Genomic DNA, 14,075 nt, shown 5'->3' with positions numbered 1-14,075 from the left:
CGGCGATAGTACAAGATCATCGTCTCGAAGATTTGCTGGCAGGGAATGCTTATGCTGGAATGGAACGGTGACGAACTGGCGCTCGACATAAGCTTGCTGGAGCAGGTTCGCGCGGCAAGGATCAACTTTTCCGATCGCGTCTGCGCGGCCTCGGCCAGCAAGGATGACAAGCATCTGGCGCAGTTGCGCTCGGAGCCGACCTATCTGATGGCCGAGTTCCTCTATTCGATGAAGGTCTTCGGCATCAGCACCGCCGAGGATATCGAACGCTTCGCCGATCTGCACAATGATTACGTGGTTTCGCTCACCCGCGATCCGGCCAAGCTGCAGCGCCTGGGGCTCTCGCAGGATCGTGCGCTCGCCTCGATGTTCACCGCCGACACCAAGCCGCGGCTGATCCAGAACTGGGCTGAAAAATCAGGCGCGATCGACCAGTCCAACCTCGCCCGTTTCCTTGTCGCGGTGATGTCGAGCGAGACCTGCCGCAAGACGCTGATCGATTTCGAGACAGCGGGCTTCATGCAGCGCAAGCGCTCGCCCTATGGCACCATGGTCGTCTGGTCGACGGGGATGATCGAGGAGATCTTCGGCGAAATGCTGCGCGATCTGCGCCTTAGCCTGCAGCAATTGAAAATTGTCTGACATCCGCTGCCAGTCGATTTCGACCCTCCCAATCGATTGGCACTGAGCGCCGTTGCCATCCTTCCGGCCTCTCCCTATTGTCGTGCTGCTTGCCCTGTTGCGGTGCGCATCAGGTTGATAACGGATTTGACGACGATGACGAAATCCTGGCTCATAACCTTGTCGATCGGCCTTCTGCTGGCGTTGCAGATACCCCGGCTTGCCTATTCCGGCCCGGCTGAGGATGCGCTAGCGGCGCGAAACCCCTCGCTGGCAGCGCTGCGCCAACAGGACGAGAAGGCCTTTGCTGCGGCGACGGCGATCATCGCCGAACATGAGCGCGCCAAGGGGCTTGCACCCGGCGAAGACAAGCTCCCCGATGCGACCTCGCCCGGCCGCGACATGGGCTCGGGCCCCGGCAAGGAATTCACGGTCGACAATCCCGATATTCTCTGGCTCTACAATTCCTCGCCCGAGGGAATGAGCGACCTGATCTCGATTTTGAAATCAGCCGGGCAGAAACCCAAGAACTAACCATCTCTTTGCAGTCGAACGGGACTATAAAAGGCATCGGATATTGCCGAGCGTGAGTCTTGCTCACGTCTTTGCCTTGGCGGATTCTTCCAGGCTCCAAATAATTTGTAACCCTCCCTCAAGCAAGACAGGCGAAGCCATCCCAATTTCGCCGGTCAGTGCTATTCTCATCTTCAACACAGTGTGAGATTGTTCGAAGAGGAGGTTTTCCAATGCCGAACCGCAAAGCCATCCTAGCAGCAGCCACCTTTCTTTCGTTCTTTTCGGTGGTTCCCGCCGTCGAGGCGCAGAACGAACGCACACTGACCGAAGCGCCGGCGCAAACCGGCCCCGTCAGCATCACCTTCGATCGCGCTGAAGCCAAATACGCCATCGGCGAAGTGGTCGGCCTCTTCATCCAGTCAACTGAGACCGCCTATGTCACGGTGCTGAACGTCTCGCCGAACGGCGCGGTCGTGAAGCTTTTCCCGAACAAATACCAGACCGACGCCCTGGTCGGCGCCGGCAAGCGCGTCCAGGTGCCGGATCCGGCAAGCGGCGCCCGGCTGCAGGTTTCAGGCCCGGTCGGCCAGGAGCAGATCAAGGTCTTCTATTCCTCCAAGCCGCTCAACATCTTTGCCGATCTCGGCGGCAGCGGCAGCGGCATGTTCCGCTCGATCGACGGCGGCATGGAAGCCGTTTCCCGTAGCCTCGAAGAAGCCCGCAGCCTCGGCACCAAGATCAGCAGCAAGACGCTGACGCTGACGACGGTCGACAGCTTGCCCGCAACCCCGCCCGTCGCAGCCGCTCCCGCGGCAAAACCCGCACCGGTCGAACAGGCTGCAAAGCCGCCCGTTGCGCCGAAACCAGCAGCCGCTCCGAAGCCGAAGCCGGTGACGAAACAGGAAGTCGCCAAGAAGCCGGAAACGGTGGTGGAAAAACCGAGGCCCGTTGCCCCGAAAAAGGTCGCGCCGAAGCCTGTCGAGCAGGCAACACAACAGCCGCCGAAGAAATACAAGATCGTCACCAACCTGGCGCCCGGCCAGGAGCTTGCCGCCGACGAACTGGAGCTGATCGGTCCGGCCGACACCACCTCATCCACCCGGCCGACCCAATATAAGCAGCCGACGCAGTACAAGCAGCCGGCCCAGTCTGCGCAGACGAAGATGCCGAAACTGCCGATGCCGCAGATCAAGATGCCGCAATTCAAGCTTCCCGGCGGTTTCAGCATCAAGATGCCGCAGCTAAACCTCGGCCGTTCGGCCGAACCTGACGAGGCCGCCGGGGCCGGCGAGGAGATCGAGATGGCAAATGCCGATACGCCTGTTTGCACCGCCCTTCTCGACAAGCTGAACACCGCCGTTGCCGCCAAGGATATCACGGCTGCCGCCGCTGAAGCCGATACGATCGCCGTCAGCGCCGATTGCGGCCAGTTCCAGGTGAACGCCCAGCGCCGCGTCGCGGCCCTCAGGCTTTCCGCCGCCCAGGAGATGATGGCCGCCAACCAGCCGGTCGGCGATTACGAGCCGCTGCTTATCGCCGCCGACAGCCCGCAGGTGCTCTGGCAGGCCTCCGCCACGCTCGGCGAGATCTATTTCTCCGCCCGTCGCTTTGCCGATGCCGCTGCCGATTACCAGCAGGCGATCGAGATCATCAAGAACGAGACCCGCACGCCGAAGGCGCCGCCGGCCGAGACGATTTCCGATCTCATCCAGCGCGCCGCCCAGGCCCGCATCCTTGCCGCCAACCCGACGAGCGACAATCCTGAAGGCAGCTTCGTGCCGGCCGAGAAGGATCACCGCAGCGGCGTGCTCGGCGGCATCTATTCCGAGAATGTGCGCGGCATCGTGCCGGTCTCCATTCCGGTTCCGATCACCTTCGATTTCAACAAGTCGAGCTTCACCTCGATCGGCACCGAGGCCGCTGAGGAACTGCTGGAGGCGCTGAAGGAGCAGAAGCCCGGCCGCGTCATCCTCATCGGCCATACCGACCGGCTCGGCGGTGACGACTATAATCAGAAACTGTCCGAACGCCGCGCCCAGGCCGTCGCCGATTTCCTGAAGAGCAACGGCATCGACGCGACGATCGACGCCGAAGGCCGCGGCGCATCCGAGCCGGTGGATGTGACCGCAACCGCAAACCTCACCGAAGACGATGTCGATGCGCTGAACCGGCGCGTCGAATGGCGCCGCGAATAGCTGGGGCGAGGGGAGTTTGGCCATGTCCGCATCCGTTTCCATGGCCGCAGCATTTGCCCTCCTCACCTTGGCGGCCACCAACAGCCTGGCAAGGGTGATCGAGGCGCCGGAGCGCGGTGCGGTCAGGGCGGTGCTGATCGGCATCGACCTCTACCGCAACGTCCCGCCGCTGCACGGCGCCGTCGCCGATGCCGAGGACCTTTCGCTTTCGCTGCGCTCGGTCGGCGTCGAGGACATGACGCTGCTGAAGAATGGTGCGGCCGACCGCGAGGGCATCTTCCACGCGATCGAGGCCGTCACGGAACGGGCAGGGCCTGGCGACCTCGTCGTGCTCGGCATCGCCGGTCACGGGTCGAGCGAGCCGGAACGCGTCAAGGGCTCGAAACCGAGCGGCCGCGACGAGGTCTATGTGCTCGCCGGCTTCGACACCCGTCTTCCCGGATCACGCGAGCGCATCTTCGGCGACGAATTCAAGGCGCTGATCCGCAATCTTGAGACCAAGGGCGCCGATGTCGTCTTCATCGCCGATACCTGCCACGCCGGCGGCATGACCCGCGACGTCGATCCGCGCGGCGCCGAGATCACCTGGCGTCAGGCGCCTTCCTATACGATAGAGGAGGACGACCTCGCGCCGATCTCGACCACGGCGGATGCGCTGTCCACCGGCTTCGATTTCAAGCGGCTGACCTTTCTTGCCGCCGTCGACGAGAATACCAAATCGCCCGAGATATCAATTCCCGGCATCCCGCAGAAACGCGGCGCGCTGAGCTATGCCACCGCCCGCGCCTTCGAAGGCGCCGCCGACCGGAATGGTGACGGCGCCGTCAGCCGCCGCGAATTGTTCGAATATGTGCGCCAGGCGGTCTACCAGTTCACCGACCAGCGGCAGAACATCTTCACCGAAAGCCCGCCCGGAACCGATCTCGACCGCGCCGTGGTCTATCATTACGAAGGGGCGGGGGCCCAGGCGGCGGCGGAGAAATCAAACGCTCCGCTGCCCGCCGAGCCCGCGCCGATCAGCGTCGCCGCCCTCGGCTCCGAGCCGGTGCTGCAGGGGATTGTATCAGCCGTCACGCCGTTCAAGCTGACCGAGGGTGCCGATGCCGAACTGGTCTTCGATCCGGAAAAGCGCGAGGCGATTGCCGGCGGCGACGTCGTCGCTTCCGCCGTCGGCGCCGGCGACATGCCTTTCGTCGTCGACCGGATGGCCGCGCTCGATACCCTGAAGCGGCTGTCCGAGACAAACCCGCAGACCACGCGCGTGACGCCTTCCGACACCGTCCATCGCGAAGGTGAGCGCGTCGGCGTCACGGTTTCGGATCTATCAGGCCGCAAGCTCGTGCTTTTCGACGTCACCGGCGATGGAACCGTACAGTTCCTCTATCCCAACGAGAAGGAGGTCGATGCTGAGATGTCTCAGACCTTCGATCTCGATCTTTCCGTCGTCGCACCTTTCGGCACCGACCTGCTCGTTGCCGTCACCTCTGAAACCCCGATGCCCGAACTTGTGGAGTTCCTGAAGCAGAACGACAGGCGCCGCACCGCCGGCAATATCGCCAAGCGCCTCGGTGAATTCCTGCCCGAGGGCGCGCGTGTCGGATTTACGGTCCTCTATACCTCCGCTGGAGGCAAGCTATGAGCACGTCGATCAGCAGGGTCCTCAATATTGCGTCCGTCATGCTGCTTCTGGCTGCTCCTGTTCTGGCGCAGCAGGACACCGATTTTGCTGGCGAGGATGGCGGGCGGGTCATCGGCGGCCAGGCCGCCAAGAAGGGCGAATGGCCCTGGCAGGTGAAGATCCTGGCGCCCGACCCCGAACAGCGCGGCCGCTTCGGCGGCCATTGCGGCGGCTCGCTGATCGCGCCACGCTGGATATTGACGGCAGCCCATTGCGTCACCAGCGGCCGCTCCGGCAAGCAGGATCTCTTTGCCCGCGACCTGCTGATCGTCGAGGGCAAGTCGAAGATCGACAAGGTGATCGCGGTCGACGGCCCCGACAAGCCGGGGCTTGCCGTCGAAGACGTGATCATTCACGAGGATTTCGACCGCAAGGTCTTCGCCAACGACATCGCCCTCATCAAGCTGAGCGAGCCCGCCAAATCGAAGCCGGCGATCCTGGCCTCGGCCTCGGATGATGAGGTGGAGGCCGCCGGCCACCCGGCTGTCGTCACCGGCTGGGGTTACACCAAGGCCGATCACGGCTGGGACGACAAGTACCTGCCGACCGAGCTGCAGGAAGTGGAACTGCCGATCGTCCCGCGCGAGGACTGCCGCGCCGCCTATCGCGACAGCTCGATGCGGATGAACCCGATCGACGAGCGCAATGTCTGCGCCGGTTATGCCGAAGGCGGCAAGGATGCCTGCCAGGGCGACAGCGGCGGGCCGCTCGTCGCCCAGCGTCCCGACAAGCGCTGGATCCAGCTCGGCATCGTCAGCTGGGGCGCCGGCTGCGCCGAGGCGGAGCATTACGGCGTCTATACCCGTGTGGCCGCCTTCCGCGACTGGATCGCCGCAAAGACCGATGGCGACGTGCCTGATGTTGAAGGGCCTGCTGCCGACGATCAGGTCGCGTCCACCACCACCGGTGGCGGGACCAAGCAGAGGAAGTCCGGACAGGAAGAGGCCAATCTCGCCATCACCACCCCGCCCGCAGGCGATACGGCGCCTGCCGCCACGACCGAAACGCCCGACGCGCCCGCCGGCGATACCCCGCCGGCTGACAAGCCTGTCGGCGACGAACCCGCCGTTCAGCCACAGGTCGTCCGGACGCCGGTGATCGAAAGCTCGCCCGGCGACCGCGCGCTGTTGATCGGCATCGACGATTACGAGATGCGCGAGGCCAAGCTGACCGGCTCCGCCACCGATGTGAAGGCGATGCAGGTCTTCCTCGCCAAGACGCTCGCCTACCGCCCGGAACAGATCCACACGCTGACCAATCGCAAGGCGACCCGCGAGGCGATCCTTGCCGAGATCGACGACTGGCTGGTGCGTCAGTCGACGCTTGGAAGCCGCGTCTTCCTCTATTTCAGCGGCCAGGGCTCGGAGGAAATGGGTGCCGAGGAAACGACCAGCCCGACGCTGGTGGCAGCCGATGCCAAGCTGGTCCGCGAAGGCGGCAAGGTGACGGTCACCAACCAGATCCGCGAAACCGAGATCGCCGCGCGGCTGAACAGCCTCAAGGACCGCCGCGTCACACTGCTAATCGATGCCTGCCATGTCGGCCCTGGCAGCCGCAGCGCGGTGGCGGCGCCCTCCGGCACCGTGCGTTGCCTCGGCCCGGCGCTGGCAGCGCTCGAACCGCCGAACAAGTCAGGCAAGGAAGCAAAATTCTCCTTCGGCGGCGAAAACGCCATGGTCTGGTCGGCCGTCAACGCAGGGCAGTGGGCGCTTGTCGACCGCGAGGCCAAGCCGGCGCTGGGGGTTTTCACCCGCCACTTCATCGAAGGCGTGCAGGATGGCGTGGCGCGCGCGGCCGACAAGCCGAATGTCAGCAATGCCGCCCTTCTCGATTATGTCCGGCGCAAATCCGACGAATATTGCCGGACGCATGCGGAAGATTGCCGCTTCACGCCGGTGCCGCAATTTTATGGCCAGCCGGATGCGCTCGGCCGGGATGTCATCACCGGCGAGGAGGCGAAGACGCCGGTCGCCGCAGTCGAGAATACGCTGAAGAGCGACAATGAGGCGGGCGTCGCCGTCGACGTGCTGCCCGGCACCGCGGTCAGCATCGGCGACAAGGTGGCGATGCGTGTCTCCACCAAAAAGTCCGGTTACCTGATCCTGGTCGATATCGATGCCTCCGGCAAACTGACGCAGCTTTATCCGAACAAGCGCTCGATGGGCCTGAAGCCGACTGCCAAAAGCGGCGATAACCGGCTTGATCCGGCCCGGCCGGTCGTCGTGCCCGATGCGCGCAATCCCTATACCGGCTTCGAATATGTGGTGGAGGGACCGGCGGGCGTCGGCATGGTCGTTGCCATCCTCAGCGACAAGCCGATCGAAGTGCTTGACCTGCCCGATGTGCCGACGCCGCTCGTCGGCCAGCGCGCCGCCTTCAACTATGTCTACGATCTCGCCCGAAGCCTCAGGATCGTCGGCGACGACGAGACCGGCGCCCAAGGCAAATGGTCCTTCGATTCCAAATTCTATCGCATCCGCTGAACAGGAGCGAACCATGCCGAAATCCACTCTGCTGGCGGGTCTTGCCGCTTCCCTGATGGCGCTTGCGCCGGCCGCCCATGCCGGCAACTCCGGCGACAGCAAGGCGATGCTCGCCGCACAGGCTGGGCTTGCCGCCGAACTCATCGACCGCACGCTGGCAAAGGAGGGTGCTGCCAATATCATGGTGTCGCCGGCAAGCCTTGCCGCCGCGCTCGGTCTCGCAAGCCTCGGCGCCTCCGAGGCGGGCAAGGCCTCGATTGCCAAAGGCCTCGGCTTCGGCGGCGCGGTGAAGGGACCGGAGACGGCGCTCAACGCGATGTCTCCGGAGAAGCCGGCAGCTACGGATGCGCCCCTGGCGACGGCGGTCGCGATCGTCTTCGACGACAAGCTGGTGCTCGTTCCCGACGCGCTCTCCATGCTCGCCGGTCACCACGTCAAGCCTTCGATCGAGGACCTCGACGGACCGAAATCGGTCGAGCACATCAACGGCTGGGTCAAACAAGCGACGCGGGGCGCCATTCCATCAATCCTGGACGCACCGCCCGGCGGCGGCTTCGTCAGCCTCGGCGCGCTCTCGTTCAAGGCGCGCTGGAAGACCTCCTTCGATCGGGAAAGCCCGGCAAGCCCCTTTCAGCGCCCGGATGGCTCGACGATTTCGGTGCCGATGATGCATCTTGCCGGCGACGGGCAAAAATTCCGCTCCGACGAGAAATTCTCAGCCGTCGATCTTGCCTATGCTGGCGAGGGCTACAGCATGGTTGTGGTGGCGGCGCGCTCCGGCAAGGGCGTCGGCGGCGCGGACCTGAAGACGCTTGCCTCCTGGCTTCAGGGCGAGAAATTCGAAGCGGCCAAGGGCGAAATCTTCCTGCCCCGCTTTTCCCTGAACGACGGGCGTGATTTGATGCCGGTACTTAATGCGATGGGAGTGGCGCCCGAGAAGGCCAAGGATGCGGGTTTCCCGGGTTTCACCAAGGAAAACATCCGCTTGTCGCGCGTCCTGCAGAAGACGATGATCAAGGTTGACGAAAACGGCACCGAGGCGGCAGCGGCCACGGCTGTTATCACGGAACGCAGCATCGATCCGAAGCTTGTTCGCGTCGTGGCCGATGCCCGTTTTGCCTTCGCGCTTCGCGATACCAAGACCGGCCTGCTGCTGGCCGCAGGTCTGATCGGTGATCCGCTTCTGGCGGGCGAATAGAATTCGGGTTCGTGAATGCAATGAATGCAGGGGGACAAGTGCATGAGAAGTGATCTGATCGCCCGCTACACGATCGGCGAGCCGATCTATGAAAACGAATTCATCGTCTATCCCGCCCAGGACAAGCGGATGGACCATTCGGTCTTCATCGTCACGCCCGATGTGGCGCTGAAACTCGACAAGGCTCGTTTCGAGCGGGTCTGGACCTCCATCAACGAGGCCAAATCTCTGACGGCGCGGCGCTTCGTCGAGATCGAGGACCTCATCCCGCCGTCGCCGGAAGATGACAATTTCTATATCGTCGAGAAGCGGCCGTCGAAAACGCTGCACCAATATCTCGACGAAACGGAGATGGTGGCTTACGAGCGCGCCGTCGAGATCGGCCGCCACATCCTCGAGGGCCTGGCGACGCTGCATGGCGCCGGTTATGCCCACAACGCCCTGACGGACCAGTGCATTTACGTCTCCGAAGATTATTCCGGCCTGTCGGTCCGGATCGGCAACCTGCACCTGATCTCGAAGATCGGCGAGCACATCATCCCGCCCTATGTGCCGGAATTCGGCGCGCCGGAGATCTATGCCAGCGGCACCTTCTCCGCCTCATCGGCACTCGACATCTATGCCATGGGCATGATCGCCTACAAGCTCTTCCTGCCGCGGCAGACCTATGCCAGCGTCTTCGACAGCGTCATGGTCTGGGAGGACGAGCATCAGCGCGAGCAGAGCTGGAAGAACATCCATCTCGACCCTTCCAACGTCTTTCCCCGCCTGGACGTGCTGATCCCCGGTTTTCCCGAGGGTCTTGCAAGCCTTGTGGAAAGGATGTTGAGCCGCGACCCGGCCCAGCGACCGCGCATGGGCGCCGATGCGCTGGGCGAATTCGCCCGGGTGACGACGGGCATCCAGCCGATGTCGTGGGATCCGCGCGGCGGCATGCAACAGCAGCAGGAGGCGCCGAAACCGAAAAAGTGGACGCTTGCCAAGCTGTCGATGATCGGCGCGCTGCTCCTGATCTGCATCGGCGTCGGTGTCGTCACCATCCCGAAACTTCTTCGCCCGGATCCGAAACTCGTCGCCGATGTCGGCACCTGGAAGAAGGAGGCCGAAAGCCGCAAGCAGAAGGCGATTGCCGCCAAGGCGCCGGAGCGACCTTCCGGTGACCAGGCAAAGCTTGCCTATGACACGGGTGCTGCGGCGCTAACATCGGCCGATGCCCTGCTCAAGGACGAAGATTACGAAAAGGCGCTTCCGGGTTTCCAGACGGCCGCCATCAATCTTGGCAATGCGCTGATCGGTATCTCGAAGGAGAATGCCGAGAAGGCGAAATCTGCCGCTTCGGCCGCAGGCGGCGACAAGGCGCCAGGTTTTGCCGAGGCCGATGCCAAGATGAAGACTGCTGCGGAGGCGGCCACAGCAAAGCAGATGCATGCTGCGGTCGACGCCTACGACGCATCGAAAACGACGTTTGACGATCTCGCCAAGGCGCTGACCGCGCTGGCGGCAGCCGAGAAGGATGCGGCGGCAAAACGCGAAACCGTCAACCGCATCGGCGCCGGCGATAGCCCCGACGTCAAAAAGGCGAGCGGGCTGATGACCGAGGCCAAGGCCAAGGCAGAGCAATGGCAGATGCCGGCCGCGACGTCAGGCTATGGCGACGCCGCCAAACTGTTCGACGCCGTCATCGCCGATGTCATGGCGGCAAAGGACGAGGCGATGGCGCTGAAGCAGAAAGTCACCGATCTCAGCGCCTCGATCGCAACACGCGCAGGTGCTGCCGATCCGACGCTTGCCGCGCTCGCCCCGAAGATCGGCGAAGCCGACGGCCGCTACACCGCCGAGGCCTATAAGCTCGCCGTCGTCGCCTACCAGCCGATCCTTGCCGATCTCGAGGCGCTGTCGGCGCGCGGCTTCTGCCCGGTTTCGCAGACCCTTGCCTTCGAGACCGTCCCGGCCGGAAGCTATTCGCTTGAGAATGTCCGGCTGATGACCTCGTCGATGAAGGAGCTCGGCGGCATGCTTGGCGTTGCCAATGGCGCGGTGAAGATCGACAAGTCCTTCTGCATGCAGACGAAGGCTGTCACCCGGGCGGAGATGGCGGAATATTACACCGCCAATTCAGATCCCGCCGCGGCCCAGGCCTATACCGACAATCCGCAGCAGCCGGCCGACGACGTGCCGCTTGCCGTCGCGCAGAACTATACCGCGTGGCTGTCGAAACAACTGAACGCCCCCGTCCATCTGCCGTCGGCAACGGAATGGATGGCAAGCGCGACGAAAATCCCCACGGAAAAGCTGCCCGAAAATGGCGACATCATCCTGCAATGGAGCGCCACCCCCTGCGAAGCCGGCGGCAATATCGCCTTCATGGCGCAGGAAGGCTCGACCTTCGTCGTCTGCTCGGACGCTTCGGCCGGCGGGATATTCCGGGTTACTGCTGAATTGCGGTAAGGGATCAGAGGGGTGGAGATCGGAAAGCGGGAGCTGTGTGCCGATTACTAGCCAATCTCAATGCGGTGAAGGCCAAGTACGACCAGAGCCGGGGCCGTCTCGAACAGGCCGAGTATCGCCGGACGGCATTCCTGAGCGGTCTGTCCAATGCCTGATTGCGGATTTATTGGAAGAGGCGGGACGCACTGCTGACGCGGCCAGAGCTGGAAAAGGCTCCGAAAATCGAGGCCGTCGCCAGGAAAAGGAGAGAGAGTTCTAGCCGCGGGCAAACGCCGCCAGCTTCTCTCCCGCCATCCGATAGCGGATCCATTCCTTCTGCGGCTCCGCGCCGATCGCCTCATAGACGCGGATCGAAGGTTCGTTCCAGTCGAGCACACTCCATTCAAAGCGGCCGCAGCTCTTCTCTAGCGCGATCTGTGCTAGGCGCCGCAGCAGCGCCTTGCCGGCCCCCGAGCCGCGCGCGTCCGGTGTTACGTAGAGATCTTCCAGATAAAGGCCGTTCTTCGCCTGCCAAGTCGAATAGCTGAAGAAATAGACCGCCATGCCGATCGCTTGGCCTTCGCGTTCGCAGATCAGCGCATGCGTGACAGAACCGTCGCCGAAAATCGCCGCACGTGTGCTCTCCTCGGTCGCCTCGACCTCGTGGATCGCCTTTTCATAGTCGGCCAATTCGCGGACGAATCGCAGGATCGTTGCCGCGTCTAAAGGCGTCGCGGGGCGTACGGTAAGGGTCATGTGAGAGGCTCCTGATCTGGCGCTCCAGATGAAAGAACCGTCCCGGCCTGTCAACTGCATGAAGTGCGGCTCTGCGGTTCGATTCACGTCAAGGCGGTGTAGCTTTCGATTGAAATGCCTTGGCTTGGCTCTCAAGCCACCGGCAGAAAATTGACGATTTCCTGCTCCGTCTCGCCCGCCTCAATGCCACCTACTCGTGCCCACTATCGAGATTGCGATCAAGTCCCGAACGGCGTGAAGATCCGCCAAGACGCAGGCGCAGCGGCCAAGAAGATCTGGAGCCGGCTGAACCAGATCCGGCACCATGATGGTCATTGCTCCGGCGCTTGATGCGGAGAGAACCCCATTTCGGGAGTCTTCCAGGGCAACGCATTTTGAAATGGGCAGGTTGAGCCGCTCGGCAGCCAGCAGGTATGGAGCGGGATGCGGTTTTCCCACCCCGTAATCGCCATAGGCAACAATGGTTTGGAACCGGTCTTGCAGCCCGGTTGCGGAAAGATGGCCCTCGACGGCCGTCCGATCCGATGAGGTTACGATGGCCGAAGGGATCCGCGCCTCTTCGAGGAAGGATAGAATTTCCGGCAAGCCTGCTTTCGTTCGTAAATCCGTTTGCACCATCTGCGTGAAGAGTTCCGAAGCCTGACTCCAGAGATCTTCCAGAGGGGCATCCTTGCCGAACCGGGCCAACAAAACTTCGCGGACACTGGAAGCCGGCAAACCAATGGTTTCAAGATAGGCCGGCAGAGGCAATTCGAAGCCTGCATTCCGTGCAGCCGTGATCGTGGCATCGCGATACAGAGCTTCGGTATCAAACATCAAACCGTCCATGTCGAACAGGACGGCTTTGGGAGCACGGGGCAGGCGCTGCATGTATGGCTTTCGACAGTGGGGATCCGCTTGACTGTATACTGCCTTGCCGGGACTGCGCCATGAAAACACAAAGCGGATTGTCCCCGCCCGATCATCAATGGCTGCGTCGCTGTGCTTTTGCTAGAGCTTCATCGAGCCATCTGTCATGCACGATCATACGGTCACAGTTTGGATAGTAGCACTTCCTAAACTCATAGGTGAAGCGGCTCCGATCCATCCCTTCGAGCGACAGATTGCTTAGCGAATAAGCCCCGGCCAAGCCTGCAAAGAGGCCGAGCAGAATTACCGCATAGGTGAAGTGACGTGTTGTGATCAATCGCACAGCTCCAAAGCCGCAAGCTTACGGGAAGGCTGTTTTTAGTTTCGTCACCAAAGTCGTTAAAATCACAAAATAACCCACCGCTCGATCATCAGGGTGAGGTGCAGGGTCGCTTCGCCCCGCCGGCGGCATCTTCCGCGTCACCGCCGAATTGCGCTGAGCGCGGCGAAACGTGGGACCGAACAGGGAAGCGTGCGCCGCTGACACCGGGGCGGGGTAATCTGCTGCGATGCCGGAATGCGTCCATCAGTGCAACACTTCGACGGACCGCAGGGCGCTCCGACATAAGGTTCTAGAGCGCTCTTTCTTCTTCATCCGGCAGCTCGCGCTCAAGCCGCATACCTCTACACTTTTCAATTCCAAATTTCAGAATACGGCGTATATTGAACGTGGGGACTGCAGTATCCGTGCCTTGAGGGGTCGAGGACAATGTGCTGGAATACATCATCAGCATTTACGCCGGTTGGATTTGCTTTGCGAGGCCCGGCATCTCGCAAGATCGTATGGACGCTGGGAGACGCGGCCCGTCTCCTGATCAACGACTGGCCTTGCGATGACGGCGAGGAATATGTGGCTGCCGTCAAAGCCTGCGTCGACGCATTGAGCGGGAAGATCGCCCCGGAACAATTCCGGGAAGCGCTTCTGCGTGCGGCCGATGAGGCCGGTATCGCTGCGCTATCGCTCGTCCGGCAGGGTGTGGGAGAGCGACGGCCGGACCTGCCGTCAAGCGCGCAAAGATAGCACGTATTTCCAGAGGCTACTCGCCTTTCGAAGTCACGTTTGCGCCCAGCCGCGGACGTTGGTCCCAAAGCTAGAAAAGCACAAAATGCAGGATGATGAAGCCGGTCCTAGTCTGTCCCTTGGTCTTTTCAGACTCAGTGGCCTCTTCGCCTCTGTCGTTATCGTCGTATATATTTTGTGGGAAATGTTCAGCCAGAGCGCAGCCCTCATTCGGCTTTCGATGACAGCAAAAAATTTCCCTTATGCTGAGAGATGTGATGCTAGCGGTAAT

At 62.4% G+C, this 14,075-nt stretch carries 11 protein-coding genes; 8 read left to right on the top strand and 3 right to left on the bottom strand.

Translation table 11 applies throughout. The features are described from left to right. Positions 1–51: 51 nt before the first annotated feature. The 7 genes from CUJ84_RS32165 to CUJ84_RS32135 all read left to right on the top strand — a co-directional run bounded on the left by CUJ84_RS32165 (position 52) and on the right by CUJ84_RS32135 (position 11,139). Positions 52–642 (top strand): hypothetical protein, encoded by a 591-nt coding sequence (locus CUJ84_RS32165; RefSeq protein WP_105009617.1) that lies wholly within the window; start codon positions 52–54, stop codon positions 640–642. A gap of 135 nt (positions 643–777) precedes the next feature. Continuing rightward, positions 778–1,155 carry a hypothetical protein gene (locus CUJ84_RS32160; protein ID WP_105009616.1) on the top strand — a complete coding sequence of 126 codons (378 nt, stop codon included), beginning with the start codon at positions 778–780 and terminating at the stop codon, positions 1,153–1,155. 212 nt (positions 1,156–1,367) lie between these two features. Next, positions 1,368–3,332, top strand: a complete 1,965-nt coding sequence (locus tag CUJ84_RS32155; protein ID WP_105009615.1) for a DUF4384 domain-containing protein — start codon at positions 1,368–1,370, stop codon at positions 3,330–3,332. Between the two features lie 22 nt (positions 3,333–3,354). Next, a complete protein-coding gene (locus tag CUJ84_RS32150) occupies positions 3,355–4,971 on the top strand; it encodes a caspase family protein (protein ID WP_105009614.1) in 1,617 nt (538 codons plus the stop codon). Then, entirely contained in the window at positions 4,968–7,493 is a 2,526-nt protein-coding gene (locus tag CUJ84_RS32145; protein ID WP_105009613.1) for a trypsin-like serine protease, read from the top strand. Before CUJ84_RS32150 ends, CUJ84_RS32145 begins: the two co-directional genes overlap by 4 nt. A gap of 13 nt (positions 7,494–7,506) precedes the next feature. Beyond that, positions 7,507–8,691, top strand: a complete 1,185-nt coding sequence (locus CUJ84_RS32140) for a serpin family protein (protein ID WP_105009612.1) — start codon at positions 7,507–7,509, stop codon at positions 8,689–8,691. Between the two features lie 42 nt (positions 8,692–8,733). Further along, a complete protein-coding gene (locus CUJ84_RS32135; RefSeq protein WP_105009611.1) occupies positions 8,734–11,139 on the top strand; it encodes a protein kinase domain-containing protein in 2,406 nt (801 codons plus the stop codon). A 255-nt stretch (positions 11,140–11,394) separates the two neighbouring features. Here CUJ84_RS32135 and CUJ84_RS32130 read toward each other — a convergent pair whose 3' ends face one another. The 3 genes from CUJ84_RS32130 to CUJ84_RS38110 form a co-directional block, all read right to left on the bottom strand. Next, complete coding sequence (locus CUJ84_RS32130) at positions 11,395–11,874, bottom strand: GNAT family N-acetyltransferase (RefSeq protein WP_018246177.1); 480 nt, start codon at positions 11,872–11,874, stop codon at positions 11,395–11,397. A gap of 180 nt (positions 11,875–12,054) precedes the next feature. Next, complete coding sequence (locus tag CUJ84_RS32125) at positions 12,055–12,744, bottom strand: HAD family hydrolase (protein WP_105009610.1); 690 nt, start codon at positions 12,742–12,744, stop codon at positions 12,055–12,057. Positions 12,745–12,838: 94 nt separating this feature from the next. Continuing rightward, positions 12,839–13,060, bottom strand: coding sequence for a hypothetical protein (locus CUJ84_RS38110; RefSeq protein ID WP_158686985.1), 222 nt, complete (start codon positions 13,058–13,060; stop codon positions 12,839–12,841). Between the two features lie 432 nt (positions 13,061–13,492). On the opposite strand from CUJ84_RS38110, the gene CUJ84_RS32120 reads away from it, so the two are divergent. Beyond that, positions 13,493–13,804 (top strand): DUF982 domain-containing protein, encoded by a 312-nt coding sequence (locus CUJ84_RS32120; protein WP_011655309.1) that lies wholly within the window; start codon positions 13,493–13,495, stop codon positions 13,802–13,804. Positions 13,805–14,075 lie beyond the last annotated feature (271 nt).

Source organism: Rhizobium leguminosarum, assembly GCF_002953715.1.
In the GTDB taxonomy this organism is placed as follows: domain Bacteria; phylum Pseudomonadota; class Alphaproteobacteria; order Rhizobiales; family Rhizobiaceae; genus Rhizobium; species Rhizobium leguminosarum_V.
Note: the sequence above shows the minus strand (reverse complement) of the source record. Positions and strands in the feature narration are given on the sequence as shown.